This window comes from Nocardia sp. NPDC051570 (assembly GCF_044454005.1).
In the GTDB taxonomy this organism is placed as follows: Bacteria; Actinomycetota; Actinomycetes; order Mycobacteriales; family Mycobacteriaceae; genus Nocardia.
The window spans coordinates 26,056-45,079 of record NZ_JBITDI010000026.1 but is presented as its reverse complement, the minus strand read 5'-3'; the positions used below and the strand labels follow the sequence as shown (position 1 = coordinate 45,079).

Here is a 19,024-nt window from a genome sequence, read left to right as displayed (position 1 = left end):
GGAGGGGACACCTACTCCCCCATTCCTGCGCCATGCTCACTGATTTCTCTGCCAGCACCATCGATCGCGCACTCACCAAGTGCGCCATCCCATACGGCCGGCAGACCATTCGCGTCGATCAACGGTGATTGGGTTGTACGGACATATCAGGTCCCTCTCTCAGGCGCTGTGACGGGCCTCGTTCCGGAACTAGCTCTCGAGACCCGCCGGTAGCCATGGCAGCGCGATGCCGAGGCCGTTACCGAAGAGTTCTTGTAGTTCGATGACATTGCCGTCGGGGTCACGGCCGTACGTGGCTTTACCGTCCGCAGCTGCCTGCGGTGGCGCGTGAAAGACCATTCCTGCCTGTGACAGCCTCGCGTACTCGGCGTCGATGTCGGTCACGTCGAAACAGAAATGGCTGTATCCGGGCTCGTTCAATGGACGTCCAGGTTTCCCGGCCGGTGGCTGCGGGGTGCGTTACTGGAACATTTCGATATAGGCATTGCCCGCCCGCAGCATGACGCAGCGCGCCGAGGCATCGTTCAAAGCCGTCATATTGTCGAATGATTCAGTGCCCGAAGGGATTTCGATATCGAACAAGACATCGCAGCCCAGGAGATCCCGGTAGAACGGCAACAACTTATCCAGGTCACGGGTTGCCACAGCGACGTGATGGATTCCTCGAATCATCTCCACGTTCCCTTCTATGAGTGTCTCTCGCGCGAGACACCTGCATCGAATACTGCATCGTGTCGACCATGTCGCCGGAAAATGCATGAAAATGGCGTCATGGGCGACTGGACGCATGAATCCGCCGACGTCGATGAACTCGACCTCGCTCTGGTCAATGCTCTACAGATCTACCCATGCGCCCGTGGACCGTGCTCGGACCGATCCTCGGCATAGATCCGGCTACCTTGACCCGACGGTGAGCCCGCCTCATCGCCACCGGCTGCGCCTGGGTCACCACCACCGCCTGGCGGGTGGTGCCGACCCTTCTGCTCATCGTGTTCACCACCGACTTGCCAGCGATGGAACGATACGTCACCGACCGACTCGGCGGACTGCCCGGCGTGCAACGCACGGCAAGCCGCATCCTGACCGGGTTCTTCGCCGAAGCAGGAGGCTGGCGCCTCGACGCCCTCGACCCCGACCAACGAGCCCGTGTGCAACGGGCCTATCAGCGCCCAGTACACCGGCCCGGCGAACGCGACCCGCAAGACCTCGAGACGCTGCGACTGCTTCATCTCGACGGCCGAGCCAGCTATGTCGAACTCGCTCAACAATTGGGCGTCAGCCAGTCGACCGCGCGGCGACGCCTCGACCGCCTGGAGACCACCGGCTACCTTGCCCGGCGGTGCGATTTCGCGCGCCCCCTAGCGGGCTGGCCGGTGACCGCGGTCCGCTGGGCCAGCGTGCACACGGGCCGACTCGCCGACACCGGCCACGCCCTCGCCCACCTGCCGGAGACCCGATTCTGCGTCACGGTCGCCAGGCCACACAACATCGTCCTCGGCGTCTATCTGCACTCCATCGCCGACACCGACCGCTTCGAAAACGAACTGTGCCTACAACACCCCGACCTGAGCATCACAGACCGAGCCATCGCCTACCACACCGTCAAGGCCTACAGTCGCGTCCTGGACCCGCCGGGTCGCCGCATCGGCACCATCACGCCACAACTGCCTCTGATCAATCCCTGACACCACCCGCGCGCGCCTACCACTTGACTATTCGGAGAACGGTGAAAGCCTGACCATCGACGATATCTTCGCCATCCGATCGCCGTGGCGCACGCGACCATCGGGCACAGCCGCAGCCGCGGCGCGCATAGCTTCGATGATGCGCCGTTGGGGCCACGCCGGGGATATCGACCGAGCAACTCCGCCGCCCAGGACGGATCGAGTTGCTCCATCCTTCGCCCGACCACGTCGGCCGAGGACCCGGCAAACACGAACCCCGCCGGATCCTCGAGGCCCGCACTCGTACTGATATCGCCGCACACCGCAGCACCGACAGCCCGCGCCCACTCCGGATCCGCACCCCAAATCCGGGTGAGGGCCGCTCGGACCTCAACGCAACTGTGCGGCTCGTCACGGGCTGTCGACTTCTTCTCGAGCGGATAGTAGCTTCATATTGTCAGGCTACCTTATAAGGTCACCTTACCGAAAGGTTGAGCGCATGAAGAAAGTATTGATCACGGCAGCCGCACTTGCTGCGCTCGGACTGGGCACCGGAGTGGCCTCAGCGATTCCGCCCGGGGTGCCGACATCGCATACTTCCGATGCGGCCAAATGCTACCCAGCCTGCGATCCGTGCACCTGGTGCGGCTTCTCATAAGGTCTAGCTGGATTTTTTATCTTATTCAGTTATTAGATCTACCGTTCAATTGACGGCTTGCTTCGTTCGACTAGGCGTTGACTCGTCGGTGCGGCAAGCAATGGGTAAGCATCATCGAGGAGGTTCCTGTGCTTCGAAGTTTGCGATACATAGCGGGATCGGTGGCCGTGCTCGTAGTGTTCGCTATTGCGGCGGCTCCGGCGAACGCAGACCCTGCGGATGGGACGTTGCCGGCGGAGCCGCTGGTTCCGCAGGCCGATCCGTTTTACGAACCGCCACCGGATTTCGCGACCGCGGCGCCGGGTGCCATCCTGCGGTCGCGGCCGGTGCGCCTGGGGACGCCGGCGAAGGAGCAATCCTGGCAGCTGCTATACCGCACCACCGATCTGTTCGGCAACCCAGATGCCACCGTGACAACCGTGATCCTGCCCGACAACGCGCCACCGAATCGGCCGTTGCTGTCGTATCAGTTGTTCGAGGACGCCTCCGGCCCGACCTGCGTGGCGTCGTACGAGTTGCAAGAGGGCGCGCCAGTCGCCACCTCCACAATCGCGCAGAAAGTGACCATTCCGCAGATATTGGACGAGGGCTGGGCGGTGTCGCTGCCCGATTTCCAGGGTCGATTCGGCCACTTCGCGGCCGCCAAGGAGCCCGGCTATATGACGTTGGACGGCATCCGCGCCGCCGAACAATTCGCCCCGCTCGGCCTCAATCCACAGACCAAGACCGCGCTCTTCGGGTACTCCGGTGGCGGCCTGTCGACCGGTTGGGCGGCCGAAATGCACCCCAGCTACGCACCCGAAATCAACCTCGTCGGCACCGCGATGGGCGGCCCGCCCTCCGATTTCGACGCAGCTGCGCGGGCGAACAACGGCACGTTCTTTTCGGGCCTCGTCGGCAGCGGCATCGCGGCACTGTACAAGGCGTACCCCGAATTCAATGCGGAGTTGCGTCCGCACCTGACGCCAGAGGGCGTCGCGGCGTTCGACTTCATCGGATCGCAGTGTCTGGTCGGCGACATACTGGCGCATATGGCGAGAAATTGGAGCCAGTATATGGATATTTCGCTCGACGAGATGCTGTCGCTGCCTGCGGCCAGGGCGACCATGGCCCTTGCGGCCCTGGGCCAGTCCGCCCCCACCACGCCGATGTTGGCGTATCAAGCGGTGCACGACGAGATCGTTCCGGCGTTCACAACCGACCGATTGGTGGAAAAGTACTGTGCCGCCGGAACTCCGGTGACCTACATCCATGACGAAACGGCCGAGCACCTGGTCCTGGCGGCGGCGGGCCCCGCAAGCGGGCTCTCCTGGCTGGAGCAACGCCTCAACACCGACATACCCGCTCCCTCCGGATGCAGCACCCAGAGCGTGTTGTCCATGGTTCCCCCGCAATCGATCAACATCGCACCGATCCCGGGCCCGTCGAGATAGTACTGATCGTCCCCGCACGACGATCGCATAGTCCCCTGCTATGCGGTCGTCGTGCGTCGTAACGCGTCGCAGAGGGCAAGCAGCAGTGGCAGATTCGGGATCTTGCCTACCTGCTTCTCGACCAGCGGGCGCAGCCGACCTACTTCTGTGGTTATGACGAGCCGACGCCGGAATCCGTCGGCCGATCACCCTCGCTTCGTAAGGGTTTCGCCCGCCGCACCGAGGACGTCGAGTGCCGCGGCGACAATGGTTCACATCAGAGCTGTGAGACTCCGCCGTCGACGGGGAGCTCGGCGCCGGTGGTGAAGGTCGCGTCGAAGGCCAGGAACAGCATTGCCCGGGCGACCTCGTCGGAGCGGCCGAACCGCTGCATCGGGTTCGTCCAGCTCGAAGGAAGCCATCTCGTCGGGGTCGCTGATGTCGTTGATCGCGAAGTCGATGAACATGTCGAGATCGAACTTCTGGAACGCGGCCTTGTACGCCGCCTCCTCGATGGACAGGAAGCTCGGCCAGCTGCAGCACGGCAGCGGCTGCCCGGCAGAACTCAGCTGTAGTACCAGTCGCGGGGTCGTGGGACGGTCCCGACGTCGACCGGGACATGCTGTACCGATCGCACCTGCGTCTTGATGTGAGCGAACTCGGCGGCAGCGATCGCATCGAATTGAGCACTGCTGGTCGAGTAGAACGCCTCCCCGATTCCGGACGCGCCACTCGGTCGGAACGACAATGTCTCCAGGGTCGGGGTCAGGCGTGGGTTGGCCGTCTCCACCAGGAAGATCATCTGACGAAATCGGTTGGCGGAGTTCCAGAACTGCGCAAGGTGCCGCAACACCAGCAGGTTCGCGTTACCGCCGCGTGTCTCGGACTTACCATGGCCCGCACCGCCGTGGCCACCTTCCCGGTCGACGATCCAGGTGTCGATCAGCAAGACCGGATTCCGCGTAGCAGGCCGACGCAGGATCCCGTCCTGGTCGAGATCGATGACCCGGATCCGGTGCGCTGCATCTCGACTGGTGATTGCCCGGAACCCGGTCGGGCTCAACGGCAACATGATCGACACCGCTATCGGCTGCCAATGGTCGTCGGATTTCTTCTCCAGATGCATGAACGCGTCCGGGCACAACTCGAACCAGCGCTGGTACAGCACGATTCGCTGATCGCGGGTGAGGTCGTTCTCCAGCTGAATGAATACCGAATGGTCCGACAGATCCACATACGGGTACAGCTGAGCCATGCTCATGTCGGTCGGCTTCACCAGCCGGTAACCGGCATCCGGCGCCGCCGGTGCATACAGGAAGTCGCGCGGGTGAATCTTCGAGTCCTGCCCGGCCGCCACCCGCATGGCGACCCTCATGACGTGAGCGTCCAACGCGTACCAGAACGCGGCGTACACGCAGAGCACGGCCACGATCAAAGCCGGCCAACCGAGCATGATCATCGGGATGGCAGCGGCGGCGAGCAGCGCCGAGATCACCGTGTAGATGTTCGCGAGCCGTGGGCTGGTGGCGGGTTTCAAGGCACGTCGAACCCGTCGCCACACCCGAAATGCCATCACGGACAGCCATTCACGCCAGTCATCGCCGAACACGGCCACGAGGCACCACCTGCCAGGGAAGATCATCGGCGCATCCCGTGCGCCGCATCGTGCAAGCAAGTATCGCAACCCGGACGTCAACGAAGGCCGAAACGATACGTCCCATGGGATGATCAGTGGCGGCCGCCACGAGATCACCCCGAGAGGAACTTGTTTGAGTCCCGTCCGGTTCTCCTGCCGCGCTCCAGTGATGGAATTGCGTTGTGCTGCAATGCAGACGGGTGGTCCGATGCCGGTATGGCAGGTATGTGGATCACGGTGTGCCTCCCCTCACGCGAATCCGCGCGGTTGGAAGCCGCAGTCGAGGAAGCAGTCCGGGGCTGCTCAGATGCGGCCGAGCACAGCTGTGTCGGCCGTGCCCAGCCATCGGCCGAGGGCGCCGTTCAGGGCGTCGTGGGCGAGGGGTGCGCCGGCGGGGTTGACCCATGCGACATAGCCGTCGGGTCTGACGAATATCGCGTCGCAGGCGGGGACGTCACCGAAGACGGGCAGGTCCCAGCTGCTTGTTGAGGGTGCGGGGTCGAGCCGGGCCTCGATGTAGTCCACGCGATCCGCCCACGGGTCCGGGGTGTCGGTCAATCCGTCGGCGCCGAGGTTGATCAGCACGGGTCGTGCCTGGCGCAGGCCGAACACCTCGGTGGTGCCCTGGCCGGTGGACAGGGTCAGATTGGGCATGCGACGGCCGAGCAGGGGATGGGTGTCGCCGAGCGGGTAGCGCAGATTCAGGCCGCTGAGAATCCCGCTGAGCCGCAGGCAGGTCTCGGGCACCGCGAGCATGTCCCCCACGACACCGCGCAGCGCGTCCATCTGAGCGCCGGGCTTGATCAGTGCCGTCTGCGCCTTGGTCAGTTGCAGCACGGTAGCCGCGATCGGGTGCCGTTCCTGGTGATAGGTGTCGAGCAACGAGTCGGGCGCGGCGCCGTTCAGTACGGCGGCCAGCTTCCAGCCCAGGTTCACCGCGTCCTGGATCCCGAGATTCAGGCCCTGCCCACCGATCGGCGAATGGGTGTGCCCGGCATCGCCGGCCAGGAAGACCCGTCCCTGACGGTAGTCGGTGATCTGGCGGAATCCGTCGGAGAAGCGGGACATCCACCGTGCCTCGCGCAGACCGTAATCGGTGCCCAGGCCGTCGCGCATGACCTCACGCAGTTCGTCCAGGGTGACCGGCGCGGTGCGATCGGCCGGCGGGGTGGCCCGCATCAGGCTCAGGCGGAACCACCCCGGCTCGGCCCGCGATATCTGGTAGGTGCCGATCCGCTCGTTGCGGCCGAAGACTCCGTTGCCGTCGGGCGGGTAATCCAGCTGCACATCGCCGACCACCCAATAGGACACGGGCTCATCCCCGGGGAACGGGACCTGGCAGATCCGCCGCACCGCGCTGTGGCCGCCGTCGCAACCGACGAGGTAGTCGGCGCGGATCTCGGCCGGGCCCGAAGGACCCTCGACGAACACCTCGACCCTGTCGTCGTCCTGGTGCAGGTTCACCACGGCGGTGGACCACAGGAACCGGACACCGAGTTCGACGGCCCGGGCGGCCAGGATCCGCTCGGTCTCGTGTTGCGGCAGGATCAGCGCGGGCGGCCAGCCCGGATCGAGATCGTGCGGGGCCATCGGGATCCCCGAAAACAGCACGCCCGGAAGGGCTTTGCCGCGGCCGAGGAGCTCGTCGGCCAGCCCCCGCTGGGTGAAGATCTCAACGCTGCGGGCGTTGATGCCGGGCGCGCGTGACTCGCCGACGGTACCGGCCGCGCGCCGCTCCACCACGACGACGTCGACACCGCCGAGCCGCAGCTCGGCGGCCAGCATGAGGCCGGTCGGACCGGCGCCGGCGATGACCACTTGGGCTTCCGATACTGAAGAGTTAGAGTTCATAGGTTCCTATGTAACACTATATAGGCACCTATGTAAAGGATGATATGGACCCGATCACCGCACCCAGCTTGGCCCAGCTGATCAACCGCGCATCCCGCGTGCTCGCGCGCGACGGAGACATCGCGCTGAAACCTCTCGGCCTGCGCTACGCCCAAGTGCCCGTGCTCGCGCTGCTGCGCGAGGGCGCGGAACCGACTCAGAAGGAGCTGGCCGAGGCGACCGGCATCGAGCAGCCCTCCATGGCCCAGTTACTCACCCGAATGGACCGCGACGGGCTCATCCGCCGCGCCCCCCACCCCCGCGATGCGCGCAGCCAGACGATCACGCTGGCCCCCGGAACCGACGCGCGGGTAACCGACGCACACGCCCAGCTTGCCGCGCTCGACAACCGGGCCGTCGCGGGATTCACCGCCGCCGAGATCGCAACCCTGAGGGATCTGCTGACTCGGGTCGGCAACAATCTCGACCGGACGAAAGACGCCGTCACAGATGGAGCAGCTGCTCCGCGTTCCGATGGCTGATCTGCTCCCGCTGCTCGGTCGTCAGCTCGGCCGTGCGGAGGAATTCCACGGCCTGCGAGGTGAATTCGTCCGCGGCACGAACGACCGGCAATCCAGCGCCACAGAAGACGACTTCCATTGATATCGACCACATTCCGCGAAGGAGGGGGCACAGCCAGCGACCGAGATCCGTCGTCGGCGGATTCGTCGATCACTTCGGAGGTCAACGGGTTCCTTGCACTGTGGTGAGAACCGCCCGGTGAGTCAGCCAGCCGACAACGATGTGGCCGCCCCGGTCCAGGACCGGAAGACCGGTGCTGTCGGAGCGCGCGAGTACGTCGAGAGCCTCTGCCAGCGTGGCGGTTTCGGTGATTCTCGGTGGCATGACGGCGATTTCGCCGACGGTAGCGTGGTCGGATTCGGAGTCGGACAGGGCCTCGGCGATCGCGCGGGCGGTGACGCATCCGTGATATCGGTCGTCGGAGCCCACGATCGGCAGAATGCCGTTGGCCGACAACCACAATGCCCGGCTCGCCTGCTCGATCGGCGTGTCGACGGTGATCGGGTTGGGTATCGGCTCCATCACCGATGCCACGGTCGACCGTTCCAGGCGTGCCGTCGAACCATGGTGTACCGCATCGAGATTGACGCCACGCCGGGTGAGTTTTCGGGTGTAGATCGTGTCGTCGGACAGGAGCCTGGAGACTCCGGTGGCGGCGACGACGGCGAGCATCAGCGGCAGGATGATGGTGTATTCGCCGGTCAGCTCGAACAGGATGATGACCGCCGTGATCGCCGCCCGAGTGGCACCGGCGAACGCCGCGCCCATCCCGATGAGCCCGTACAGACCCGGCGCGGCCGTCGCGGCCGGAAACAGATGATGCACCACAACACCGAATGCGGTACCACCCATCGCGCCGATGAACAGCGACGGCGCGAACACCCCACCCGAACCGCCGATACCGATGGTCAGGCTGGTCGCGATCATCTTGCCGAGCATCAACACAACCAGCAGCCACAGCGCATACCGACCGTCGACAGCCCGGGCCAGCACCGGGTACCCGACCCCGTACATCTGCGGTAACACCAACAGCAGCCCGCCGAGTACCACTCCCCCGACCGCCGGGCGCAACCATTCCGGCCCACGCCAGGCCCAATCGCACACGTCCTCGATCCAGTACAGGACGCGACCGAACCCGACCCCGACCGCGCCGATCACGATCCCCAGCGCCAGGAAGATCGGGTACTCCCAGCCCGAGCGCAACGTGAACGCGGGTAAGTCCAGGAACGGACTGTTACCGAATGCCGCGCGGCCGATGACGCTCGCGGTCACACTCGACAACACCACCGCACCGAAGGACTCGGCCGTGAAGTCACGCAGGATCAGTTCCATCGCGAAGAACGGCCCGGCAATGGGTGCGTTGAAGGTGGCCGCGATCCCGCCCGCGGCCCCGCACGCCACCAATACCCGCAGCCGGTTCTCCCGAACGCGGGTGAGCCGTCCGAGACTCGAGCCCCACGCGGACCCGATCTGCACGATCGGCCCTTCCCTGCCGACCGATCCGCCACCGCCGATGCACAACGCCGAAGCCAATGCCTTGACGACGGTCACCTGTGGCGGGATCCGGCCCCCGCGCGCAGCGACGGCGTACATCACCTCCGGCACCCCGTGGCCCCGAGCTTCCGGAGCGAACTTCGTCACCAGCGGCCCGTAGATCAGACCCGCGACTACCGGCGCCGCCAATACGAACCACGGCCCCAGCCACGGCAGATGCGGATTCGCGACATGACCGGCGCCGGAATAGTCGTCGTGTCCGGAGAACAATCGAGTGAATGTGACGATCAGCCACCGGAATACGATCGCGCCACCCCCTGCCCCGGCCCCGATGATCAAGGCGAGCAAGGCCATTCCCCCCGGGCTCTCCCGCACCCATTCCACAATCGGAACGTGCGCCGGGACCGCCAAGGCCCGCCGGTTACCGAGTGAAGCCGACCGGAGCTGTGTCGTTGTCATAGCGCCCTCATCACCTCAGAGCATTGCATACTGCAACAATTGTAGTGGCTGTGAATCCGGCAGCGATGTTCAAGGGCAGCGCCGGGACCACCTGTGCCCACGAAAGGGCAGCAACCGTACGACGTTCGGTGAGATTCAGGGAACGGGTGTGGGGATGCGTCGCAGGATCCTGCCGATATACGGAACCTCGGCGGACCGCGGCACGGCGACCAGCAGCGCGGGAACCGCGGCGACCAACAGCGGCACCGCGATGCCGTAGTCGCCGGTGAGCTCGAGCAACAAGACGACACCCGTGACCGGAGCGCGGGTGGCGCCGATGAACGCGGCGCTCATGCCGATCACCGCGTAATGACTCGGCGACCCCGCAACCCCGGGAAACAGCTGATACGCCAGCACGCCGAGGGCATCACCGCACATCGCTCCGACGAACAGCGTCGGCATGAACACCCCGCCGTAACCGCCGATACCGAAGGTGATTCCGGTCGCCAGCATCTTCCCGACCATCAGCACGATCAAGAGGCCGAGACCATAGCGCCCGTCGACACCCGCAGTGATCACCGGAATCCCGACACCATAGAGCGGCGGCAGCACCAGCAACACCGCACCCAACAACAACCCACCAGCGATCGGCCGAGCCCACTCCGGCCTGCCGCGCCACAACGCATCGCAACCGCCGACAATGTGTTGCAGCACAACAGAAAAGACGACACCGACGGCACCCGCGACCAGTCCCGCCCCGGCATACAGCAGATAGTTCGCGGCCACGGGCACCGGAAGATCGACCACCGGCAACAACCGCCCACTCCCGAGCAACACGCGACTCACCGCAACCGCGGCGAGCGCGGCGGGCAGCACCGCGGTAAACGCCTCGGCGGTCACCGCGCACAGCACGATCTCGAGGGCGAAACAGGTCCCGGCCAGCGGTGCGTTGTAGCTGGCGGCCAGCCCGCCCGCCGCGCCGGCGGCCACGAGCAATCGCGTGCGATCCGGTCGCAACCCGATCAGGCGGGCCATACCGGCCCCGGCAGCGGCGGCGACCTGAACGACCGGACCGGTCCGCCCCACCGATCCGCCAGCACCGATACACAACACGGCAGCCAGCGCCTTCACCAGCGCACCGCCACCGCCGGGCTCGACCCGATAGGTCGCCACCCGGACCCGGCGCCCGCTCGTCCGGCTGAGCCATGACGTCAGCGGACCGTAGACCGCTCCAGCGAGAACCGGTGCCACAAGGAGCAACCACGGCCAATGCGCGCCGGTGCCGGGCACCGTACCGGGCGCCCCGTAATCGGCGCGGCCGGTGAACGCTGTCGTGCAGGCTGCGACTAGTCGGCGGAACGTAACGGCGACAAGGGCGGCGACGACGCCGATGCTTGCCGCTTGGACGACGAGAACGATTGACACCCGATTCCACGAGGCCATCATTCCGATCAGTATGCCCCAAACATATCGATCGGTCGGTCAATGACCGCAGCGGGTTTCGCCGACATTCCCACTACGCGGCGGACAGGAACGAGCCTATTGCGGTCAGCGGTATTCGGGGTTCTCGAAGTCGAATCGGCAGCCCGCGTCCCACTCGGAACGCTGGTTGCCGTGCGCGGGAATTCCGTTGCTGTCCTTCAGCATTCGGGCCAGATGCATCAGGTTCCACGTCATGAAGGTCGTGTTGCGGTTGGTGAAATCGTTGTCCGGGCCGCCGGAACCGGGATCCAGATACGACGGGCCCGGACCCGCCTCGCCGATCCACCCGGCGTCGGCCTGCGGTGGAATCGTGTAGCCCAGGTGCTGCAGGCTGTACAGAATGTTCATCGCGCAGTGTTTGATGCCGTCCTCGTTACCGGTGATCAGACAGCCGCCGACCCGGCCGTAGTACGCGTACTGGCCACGTTCGTTGAGGATGGCGGAGTTGCCGTACAGGCGCTCGATGACCTGCTTCATCACCGAACTGTTGTCTCCCAGCCAGATCGGACCCGCCAGTACCAGAATGTCGGCGGCCATGACCTGACGCTGCAGCGCCGGCCACTCGTCGGTGGCCCAGCCGTGTTCGGTCATATCCGGCCACACACCCGTCGCGATATCGTGATCGACCGCGCGGATATGAGAGACCCGCACGCCGTTCTTTTCCATGATCCGGGCGCTCAGATCGATCAATCCCTGGGTGTTGCTGCGTTCGGGCGAGCGCTTCAAGGTGCAGTTGACGAACAAGGCCCGCAGGTCGGCGTAATCGGCCATGGCACTGCCTCTTTCCTCGGAGTCGGGACCGCTCGCCGCGCCGACGAGACGGGTCGACAGTAGCCCCCGAGCCGCACGGCAACGCGCCGATTCGGGTGACGAAACACTGACGCCCGCATCAGCGACGCCGTGTGCCGCGCCGGCCGTCATCGTCGGTGGAGATGTCGCGCTGAGCCAGCGCGAGCATCGCGGATCCGGGTGTCTCGGATCAGCGTGCCCAGCCCCGAGGAAACCCCTACTCAGATCTGATAACCCTCGATATCGAGACCAGGATCGGACTCTCCACCCGCGTCGGCGAAAGCGGTGAGCGCGCGCACCAATCCGGTGCGATCGGCCGGTCGCATCCGCTCGACCACGGCCGCGATCTCGGTGCGCCGGCGCGTGGTCACGGCGTCGACGACCCGCCGGCCTCGCGAGGTCAGTTCGATGATCAGTTCCCGGCGTGACTCCGGATTGGGTTTGCGGTCGATCAGTCCCGCGACGACCAGTCGTTCGACCATCCGTGTGGCGGTGGAGGGCTGCACGTTCAGGCTGCTCGCCAGGCCCGCGATCTTCGACGGACCTCGCGTCGACAACAACACCAGGGCGCGAAACTGCGGAATCGTGATCGACTCGTCCACATGGGCGATCGAGCGCGCCGACAACGCCACCAGTAGCCGGGAGGCCGTCAGCAGAGCATCGGTGATCTCGTCCACCGACTCCTCGGCCACCGCATCCCTTCGTCGCATCACTACCTCCGTCACGTCAGCACACTGCCGGTGTCCATCCTGCCGTGTCCGTCCGTTTCGGGGCGCATCACCCGCCGCATCAGGTGCGACGACCTTCGACCACACTCATGCATAGCGAAACTGTTGCACACTGCCTCGATAGGGTAGTGTCTCCGGCTCGTGAGCGTTCACGCAGCGGGTATGCCACGAATGAGCGTGCGTACGTGGGGATTTGTCACGATTGTCGGCGTGGTCGCGGGGTACGCGTCGGTGCTGCTGGCCAATCCCCGGCACTTCTATACCGACGACACCGAAGCCCAGTACGGGCCGATGTGGGTGATGCTCGGGCGGCAACTGCGCGAGGGCAGGTTGCCGGTGCTGGTGCCGTGGGAATGGATGTCGGGCAACTACTCCCTGGAAGAGGCGGGGATCTACAACCCGCCACAGCTGCTCGTCGATCTGATCGCGCCCTCGGTGGACAACCTCGCCCTCTACGTCACCGTGGTGAAGCTGATCTTCTCGATCATCGCCGCGCTCGGCGTGTTTCGCGTCTGCCTCGCCTACGGCGGTCGCGCCTCGTGGGCCGCGGTCGCGGGCGTGGCGTTCCCGCTGTCTGGCTGGTTCCTGTTCTTCGACGAGGCCAGCTGGGCCACTTCACTCACGGGCACGGCGTGGATGCTGCACGCCTGGGCCGCGAGTGTGCGGTACGCGCGGGGCCGGGGCGGGCCGACTCCGGTGTTCGTGTTCCTATACCTGGCCATCTCGGTCCAATACGTCTTTCCCGCAGTCGAATCCGCCATCATGATCGCCGTCGTCGCCGTCGGCGAGCTCGTGTACCAGCGGACCTGGCGGCCCTCGCTGCGCTTGCTGGCGGCTGCGGCGTGCGCGGGCCTGGCGGGTCTGGCGACCTATCTGCCGGGCATACTGTCCTCACCGGTCACCTGGCGGGGTAACGAACGCATTCTCAACGATTCGTTCCTCGACGTGCCGTGGTCGGAATCGCTCAATGCCAGCCTGCCGAGCACCGTCCCCGCCTTCGAGGGGTGGTGGGGCTACGTGCAACCGCTGCCCGTGGTGTACATCGCCTGGTTCCTCATTCCCTTGCTGGCCTTCATCGACTGGGCCGCGGTCCGGCGCGACGCCCGCGAGCACACAGGCCTGGCGCTGTTCGCGACCGCGTTCCTGTTCTGGACCGCCGGGCCCGGCCGCATCGGGCCGTTGCGCTGGCCCGGCCGGGTGCTGCCGATGCTCGCGGTAGCCCTGCTGGTGGCGGTGTGCGTATTCCTCAGCCGCTACGGCAATTTCGCGGATTGGCGCCGCCGCGGTATCGCCGCAGCCGTGCTGATCGGGCTGCTGTTCGTCCGAACCTTCTGCGCCGCACCGCATCTGATCCACCGCCATCTGGTCTGGGTGGCCATCGTCTCGGCCCTGGTCGCGGTGCTGGTGTGGCTGGCCCGCACCCGCGGCGCGACGCTGGCCTGCGTGCTGGCGATCGTCGCGATGTTCCCGATCGCCTACGACCAGGTCCGCGCGCAATCACCGGCGCCGATGTCCTATCACTTCCCCGTGCATCGCTCCGAGATCCGGGACACGTTCCCCCATTTCGACGGTGTCACACTGCAATTGGCCGACCGCGCCCTCGTCGCACCACCCGATCAAAGCCTCGACAAGGCCTGGGGATCACTGGCTTTCGGCAACTACGCCAAGAACATCGGGCTCGACTACGTCAACGCCTACACGCCTATCGGCTATGCGACGTTCAGCGCCCTGCTGTGCATGGGCTGGGACGGTAGCACCTGCCCGAGCGCCTTCCGGCAGGCGTTCTCCCCCGAACCCTCGACCGGCCGAACGCTGGTCGATCTGATGAAGGTCGATCGCGTTGTCCTGCAACGCGCCCAGTACCCCGACGCCGGTAATCACGCCGCCCCGCCCGGATGGAAGTGGGTCGACTATCCCGGCCACGAGAAATACATCTGGGTCCTCGAACGCGACGACGGTCTCGTCTCCCAGCGCAACGGCCTGATCGCCGACACGACCGGGGTGACCGCCACCTCGATCAACCGCACCGGCATCACGAGCCACGTCCGGGTCAGCTCCGACTCCGGCGGCCGGATCGTCTTCGCCCGGCTGGCCTGGCCCGGCTACCGCGTCACCCTCGACGGACACGACATCCCGTTCCAGGCCGTCGCGAAAACCTTTGCCGCCGTCGACATTCCACCCGGAACGCACAATGCCGACCTCGTCCTCACCTGGCGCCCACCCGGCTGGCGAATCGCCATCGCGACCGCGCTGGCCGGACTACTCGGCCTCGCATTGCTGCGATGGTGGCACCGACGCAGCCAGCAGCCCGAACCCCCGGCCCCCGAACCCACCGAGGACCACATCGAATCGTGGGAAGAACAACTGCAGCCGATACCCGTCTGATCCGCGAATACGTTGCGGCAGAGTTCTTCTCGTCACCAATTGGTCACAATCGCCAGCCTTCCGCAGATCGACTCCGCGACGATACCTTGTGCCATATTGCTTCCAACCTGAAGCGAATGCGCAAGGAGACGATCATGACCCTGGCACGGCCCACCCTGCCGGTCACGGTGAACCGCCCATCGGTCCGGCTACCCGAACACACCGTCCGACAAGAGGAGATCGTCTCCGCGCTGCGTGAACACTTCGCCGACGCCCCGGATCTGGAACGCGGACTGGAGTTAATGCGCCACGCCGGGGTGGCGACGCGCCGATTCGTGGTGCCACTCGAACGGCTGCTGGATGCCGAATCCTTCGGCGTCCGCAACACCCGATACCACACCGAGGCCGTCCGACTGGGCACCGACGCCGCCCGGCAGGCCCTGGCCGACGCCGGAATCACCGCACGCGAGGTCGACTACCTGGTGGTGGTGTCCTGCACCGGCTACATGCTGCCGGGCCCCGACGCCTATATCGCCCAGGAACTCGGATGCCGACCGGACGTGCGACGGACCCCGATCCAGCAACTCGGCTGTGCGGGTGGGGTTTCGGCACTGGCCGAGGCATTCCACTTCCTGCAAGCCCACCCCGACGCGATCGTGCTCACGATCGCGATCGAGCTCAGCTCCCTGAGCTTTCAACCCGGCCACCACTCCCTGAGCGACTTCATCTCCAACGGCATCTTCGGTGACGCCGCCGCGGCCACCGTGGCCCGCCGAAACACTCAGCACACCAAAGGATTCCGCATCCTGGACAGCCGCCAGCTGCTGCTCCCCAGCACCCAGGACGTGATCTCCGGGCACACCTCCGAGACCGGATTGCACTTCCGCACCGACCCCAGCGTCCGCCGTACCGTCGCCGAGGCGATCCCCCATGTCCATACGTTTCTGCGCGAGAACGGCGTGTCCAGCCGCGAGCTGACGTTCTGCATCTCCCACACGGGCGGACCGCGCATCATGGACGCCGTCGAACATGGACTCGGGCTGACAGCCGGCACACTCGACCGCAGCCGCGACAGCATGCGCGACCTCGGAAACACCGCCAGCGTCAGCATCTTCGACGTCCTGCGACGTCACCACGACAGCAATCCTCCCCGCCATCACGCACCGGGCCTACTCGTCGCCTTCGGCCCCGGCTTCACCACCGAAATCCTGCTCGGTCGATGGCACAGCCAGCCCTGACATCCCGCTCCGTACGGATCAGCGGGCACCGAATCGCGGGCGGGCTGTCCCCGTATCGTTTCGGATCGCTGTGAACGCTCACCATGCGCTGTAAGGCACGTCACATGCCGGACTCTCTCAATTGCTGGATAATTGCTGCATAGTGCAACATTGCCTATCGGGAGGATCTGGGATGACCACACCGAAAGTTCTCGGGGATGTGAGCAGTGAATGGGCACTGGGCGATTACCACCAATTCGCCAAAATGGCGCTGTGGGAACTCGGGCCGCAACTGGTCGATGCGTGTCGGATCGGTCCGGGTATGCGGGTGCTGGATGTCGGTGCCGGAACCGGCAACGTCGCCATCCCCGCCGCCCTGGCTGGCGCCGACGTGGTCGCCTCCGACATCACCATAGAGAACTTCGCGGTCGGCAAGGCCGAGGCCGCGGCCAATGGCGTCGAGCTGGAATGGGTCGAGGCCGACGCGCAACACCTGCCGTTCCCGGACTCGTCGTTCGATGTCGCCACCTCATCGGTCGGCGCCATTTTCGCACCGCGGCACCAGGATGTCGCCGCCGAATTGGTACGAGTGGTGAAACCGGGTGGCACAATCGGCATGATCTGCTGGACGCGGCGTGCCTGGATCTGCGAAATCCTCGCCACACTCGCCCATTACGACCCACCGCCATCGGATGCGCTGCCGGTTCGATTGTGGGGCAACCACGACTGGGCATCGCACGTGTTCGGCGACCGGGTCAGCGACTTGCGCACGACGACGTCCAGCTTCCGCCGATCGGCCCCGAGCCCCGCAGAGTTCGTCGCATTCTTCGAAGCCACGTTCGGCCCGATACCGGCGGCGTTCGCGGCCGTGGGTGACCAGCCGGAACGCGCGGCCGCCCTCCATCAAGATCTACTCGACCTGGCCGATTGCCTGAATATCGGAAACTCCGGCGGCCCGGCCGAATACCTCTTCGAATACGTGACACTCACAGCGATGGTGGCCGTCTGAATCGAGCCGGCTGCCTCGGCCTTCGTCAGGGCTGCTTTACCCGTCAGTCGACCGGCAGTCCGAGCGAACTCGACAGCGCTACCGCCAAACCCGCATACAACGCGACGATCACGAGATCCTAAGCTTCATTCGGGTCCGGGGGCTTTCTCTCTGTACAGCAGATCAGCGAGGGCACCGCCGAATACCGCCCACAGCGACTCACACCACCTCGGTCAACACCTCCGAATCCGTGACCAGTCCCTCCAGCTGACCGTTGCCGCTGGCCACCAGCAGCTGCCCGGTCGTGAGCGCCACGGCCGCGAAGTTGAAGCGGCCGCTGCTCATCGGTGCGAGTGCGGTCCAGGTGTCGGTCGCCGGATCGAAGTACATGGTGTGGGTGAACGCCGACTCCAGGCTCTGTTCGTCCGCACCGCCGAGCACGACGACAGTGGACTGCCAGCCCAGCGCCTGATGGCGGCTGCGCCCGAACGGCATCGGGGCGGCCGCATGCCATTGCCCGGTCGTCGGATCCCAGCGCTCGGCGGTCGCCAGGCTGTGGGCGTCGATGACCGGGCCGAGTGTCGCCGCATACGGTATACCGCCGGTGACCAGCACGCTGCCGTCGTACAGCGTTGTCGCGCAATGAAAATAGCGCGGGACGGACATCGAACCGGTCGGCGTCCAGGTCCCGGCGACCGGGTCGAAGATCTCCACGGCGGCGAGAATCGGATTGGCATCGGTGAGTTCGCTGCTCGCACCACCGGCCACGAGCGATTCGACTTCCAAGATCAGCTCATCGGCCGCGCTCATCGCGACGCCCTATCTCCCGAACCGGACATACAGCCTCCGCCAGCAGAGCGAGGCGTCCCGCAACTGGTATCCACATCACGATGTCTACCAGGCGACACAAGCGTGCCAACACAAGCGCAAACCGAACGACCCCGACCAGCCCCTGAACGCACTCAATTGCCGCTGGGCACAGCCGCCGGAAGCACGGGCTCTGCCATACCCACTCCCACCGCTGGCGCGCCATTGCCTCCCATTCCTGTTGCGCCCAAAGCAATTCCGCCGGATCGATGAGGTCCAAGCGCGATTCGCGCGCGGCGAGACCTTCGTCGGCCATCTTCGGTTCACCCGCCGACAGGAATGACAGCTCGCCCGGTTCATCGAACTCGATTCGCTGCGGCTTCGCGTGAGCCTCGTCATCGACGTATGCGGGCATTCCCATGGGCACCCGCACGACCACAGGCGCGGGCGCGGGATGCACCCCGACGGAAACACGTCGTACGGCACGGTCGCGGCGGTCACCGTGAGACTGTGGTCGCGACCCGCGGTGACGGCCGCATCCAGCGTGCGTGCGGTTCGTGCGGCGAGTTGGTCGGCCGTCATCGTCGTCAGCATGCCAATGGTGCTGCCAGATGGGTACGAATCGAAGCTGGCGATCAGCTGCGGGTGCGGATCCTCAGGAACGGTCGAAGTAGTACTTCATCTTGCCGTCATCCCAGACCCAATAGCAGGAGCTGTAGTTACCCGTAGCGATCGACGCCGCTTCGCATGCGGCCTTACCACTGGGTTCGCTCTCGGTGACGAACGGCCCCAACGAGTTCGGCCCCGGCGTCCTGGCGTCGGCCGCGGCGACCCCTGCCGATCCGATCGCTATTCCGAGCGTTACGGCCCCCGCTACGACAAACTTGGTCAGCACTGTGTTCTCCGATCACTTCTCTCGGCTGATGCATGCCGAG

The 19,024-nt window shown here is 65.5% G+C and carries 17 protein-coding genes and 1 pseudogene; 7 read left to right on the top strand and 11 right to left on the bottom strand.

Annotation, left to right across the window (positions count from 1 at the left end):
• Positions 1-189: 189 nt before the first annotated feature.
• Positions 190-672: pseudogene (locus ACIA76_RS39530) on the bottom strand (VOC family protein).
• Between the two features lie 293 nt (positions 673-965).
• Between ACIA76_RS39530 and ACIA76_RS39525 the strand changes: the two are divergent.
• Both ACIA76_RS39525 and ACIA76_RS39520 read left to right on the top strand, forming a co-directional pair.
• Positions 966-1,685, top strand: coding sequence for a winged helix-turn-helix transcriptional regulator (locus tag ACIA76_RS39525; RefSeq protein ID WP_397159985.1), 720 nt, complete (start codon positions 966-968; stop codon positions 1,683-1,685).
• Between the two features lie 798 nt (positions 1,686-2,483).
• The gene (locus tag ACIA76_RS39520) at positions 2,484-3,755 is read left to right on the top strand and encodes a lipase family protein (RefSeq protein WP_397159983.1); all 1,272 of its coding nucleotides are present in this window, start codon (positions 2,484-2,486) and stop codon (positions 3,753-3,755) included.
• Positions 3,756-4,011: 256 nt separating this feature from the next.
• Here ACIA76_RS39520 and ACIA76_RS39515 read toward each other — a convergent pair whose 3' ends face one another.
• The 3 genes from ACIA76_RS39515 to ACIA76_RS39505 all read right to left on the bottom strand — a co-directional run bounded on the left by ACIA76_RS39515 (position 4,012) and on the right by ACIA76_RS39505 (position 7,188).
• Complete coding sequence (locus tag ACIA76_RS39515) at positions 4,012-4,128, bottom strand: SDR family oxidoreductase (protein ID WP_397159981.1); 117 nt, start codon at positions 4,126-4,128, stop codon at positions 4,012-4,014.
• A 171-nt stretch (positions 4,129-4,299) separates the two neighbouring features.
• Positions 4,300-5,349, bottom strand: a complete 1,050-nt coding sequence (locus tag ACIA76_RS39510; protein ID WP_397159979.1) for a hypothetical protein — start codon at positions 5,347-5,349, stop codon at positions 4,300-4,302.
• A gap of 324 nt (positions 5,350-5,673) precedes the next feature.
• Entirely contained in the window at positions 5,674-7,188 is a 1,515-nt protein-coding gene (locus ACIA76_RS39505; protein ID WP_397159977.1) for an FAD-dependent monooxygenase, read from the bottom strand.
• Between the two features lie 77 nt (positions 7,189-7,265).
• On the opposite strand from ACIA76_RS39505, the gene ACIA76_RS39500 reads away from it, so the two are divergent.
• Both ACIA76_RS39500 and ACIA76_RS39495 read left to right on the top strand, forming a co-directional pair.
• Complete coding sequence (locus ACIA76_RS39500; RefSeq protein ID WP_397159975.1) at positions 7,266-7,742, top strand: MarR family winged helix-turn-helix transcriptional regulator; 477 nt, start codon at positions 7,266-7,268, stop codon at positions 7,740-7,742.
• Positions 7,735-7,863 (top strand): hypothetical protein, encoded by a 129-nt coding sequence (locus tag ACIA76_RS39495; protein ID WP_397159973.1) that lies wholly within the window; start codon positions 7,735-7,737, stop codon positions 7,861-7,863. Before ACIA76_RS39500 ends, ACIA76_RS39495 begins: the two co-directional genes overlap by 8 nt.
• Before the next feature lie 81 nt (positions 7,864-7,944).
• On the opposite strand, the gene ACIA76_RS39490 is transcribed toward ACIA76_RS39495, so the two are convergent.
• From ACIA76_RS39490 to ACIA76_RS39475, 4 genes are all read right to left on the bottom strand, one after another.
• On the bottom strand, positions 7,945-9,630 hold the full coding sequence (locus ACIA76_RS39490; RefSeq protein ID WP_397159972.1) for a chloride channel protein: 1,686 nt from the start codon (positions 9,628-9,630) through the stop codon (positions 7,945-7,947).
• A 240-nt stretch (positions 9,631-9,870) separates the two neighbouring features.
• Positions 9,871-11,139 carry a chloride channel protein gene (locus tag ACIA76_RS39485; protein WP_397159970.1) on the bottom strand — a complete coding sequence of 423 codons (1,269 nt, stop codon included), beginning with the start codon at positions 11,137-11,139 and terminating at the stop codon, positions 9,871-9,873.
• 123 nt (positions 11,140-11,262) lie between these two features.
• Positions 11,263-11,967, bottom strand: a complete 705-nt coding sequence (locus ACIA76_RS39480; RefSeq protein WP_397159968.1) for a flavodoxin family protein — start codon at positions 11,965-11,967, stop codon at positions 11,263-11,265.
• A 239-nt stretch (positions 11,968-12,206) separates the two neighbouring features.
• Positions 12,207-12,695 (bottom strand): MarR family winged helix-turn-helix transcriptional regulator, encoded by a 489-nt coding sequence (locus ACIA76_RS39475; protein WP_397159966.1) that lies wholly within the window; start codon positions 12,693-12,695, stop codon positions 12,207-12,209.
• Positions 12,696-12,884: 189 nt separating this feature from the next.
• Here ACIA76_RS39475 and ACIA76_RS39470 point away from each other — a divergent pair, with 189 nt between their 5' ends.
• The 3 genes from ACIA76_RS39470 (at position 12,885) to ACIA76_RS39460 (ending at position 17,303) form a co-directional block, all read left to right on the top strand.
• Complete coding sequence (locus tag ACIA76_RS39470; RefSeq protein ID WP_397159964.1) at positions 12,885-15,098, top strand: hypothetical protein; 2,214 nt, start codon at positions 12,885-12,887, stop codon at positions 15,096-15,098.
• A 134-nt stretch (positions 15,099-15,232) separates the two neighbouring features.
• Positions 15,233-16,315, top strand: coding sequence for a type III polyketide synthase (locus tag ACIA76_RS39465; protein ID WP_397159963.1), 1,083 nt, complete (start codon positions 15,233-15,235; stop codon positions 16,313-16,315).
• A gap of 172 nt (positions 16,316-16,487) precedes the next feature.
• On the top strand, positions 16,488-17,303 hold the full coding sequence (locus tag ACIA76_RS39460; RefSeq protein WP_397159962.1) for a class I SAM-dependent methyltransferase: 816 nt from the start codon (positions 16,488-16,490) through the stop codon (positions 17,301-17,303).
• Positions 17,304-17,501: 198 nt separating this feature from the next.
• On the opposite strand, the gene ACIA76_RS39455 is transcribed toward ACIA76_RS39460, so the two are convergent.
• The 3 genes from ACIA76_RS39455 to ACIA76_RS39445 form a co-directional block, all read right to left on the bottom strand.
• The gene (locus ACIA76_RS39455; RefSeq protein WP_397159960.1) at positions 17,502-18,092 is read right to left on the bottom strand and encodes a Kelch repeat-containing protein; all 591 of its coding nucleotides are present in this window, start codon (positions 18,090-18,092) and stop codon (positions 17,502-17,504) included.
• Complete coding sequence (locus ACIA76_RS39450) at positions 18,076-18,504, bottom strand: hypothetical protein (protein ID WP_397159958.1); 429 nt, start codon at positions 18,502-18,504, stop codon at positions 18,076-18,078. The genes ACIA76_RS39455 and ACIA76_RS39450 overlap by 17 nt, the downstream gene beginning before the upstream one ends.
• A 240-nt stretch (positions 18,505-18,744) precedes the next feature.
• Positions 18,745-18,984, bottom strand: coding sequence for a hypothetical protein (locus tag ACIA76_RS39445; protein ID WP_397159956.1), 240 nt, complete (start codon positions 18,982-18,984; stop codon positions 18,745-18,747).
• Positions 18,985-19,024 lie beyond the last annotated feature (40 nt).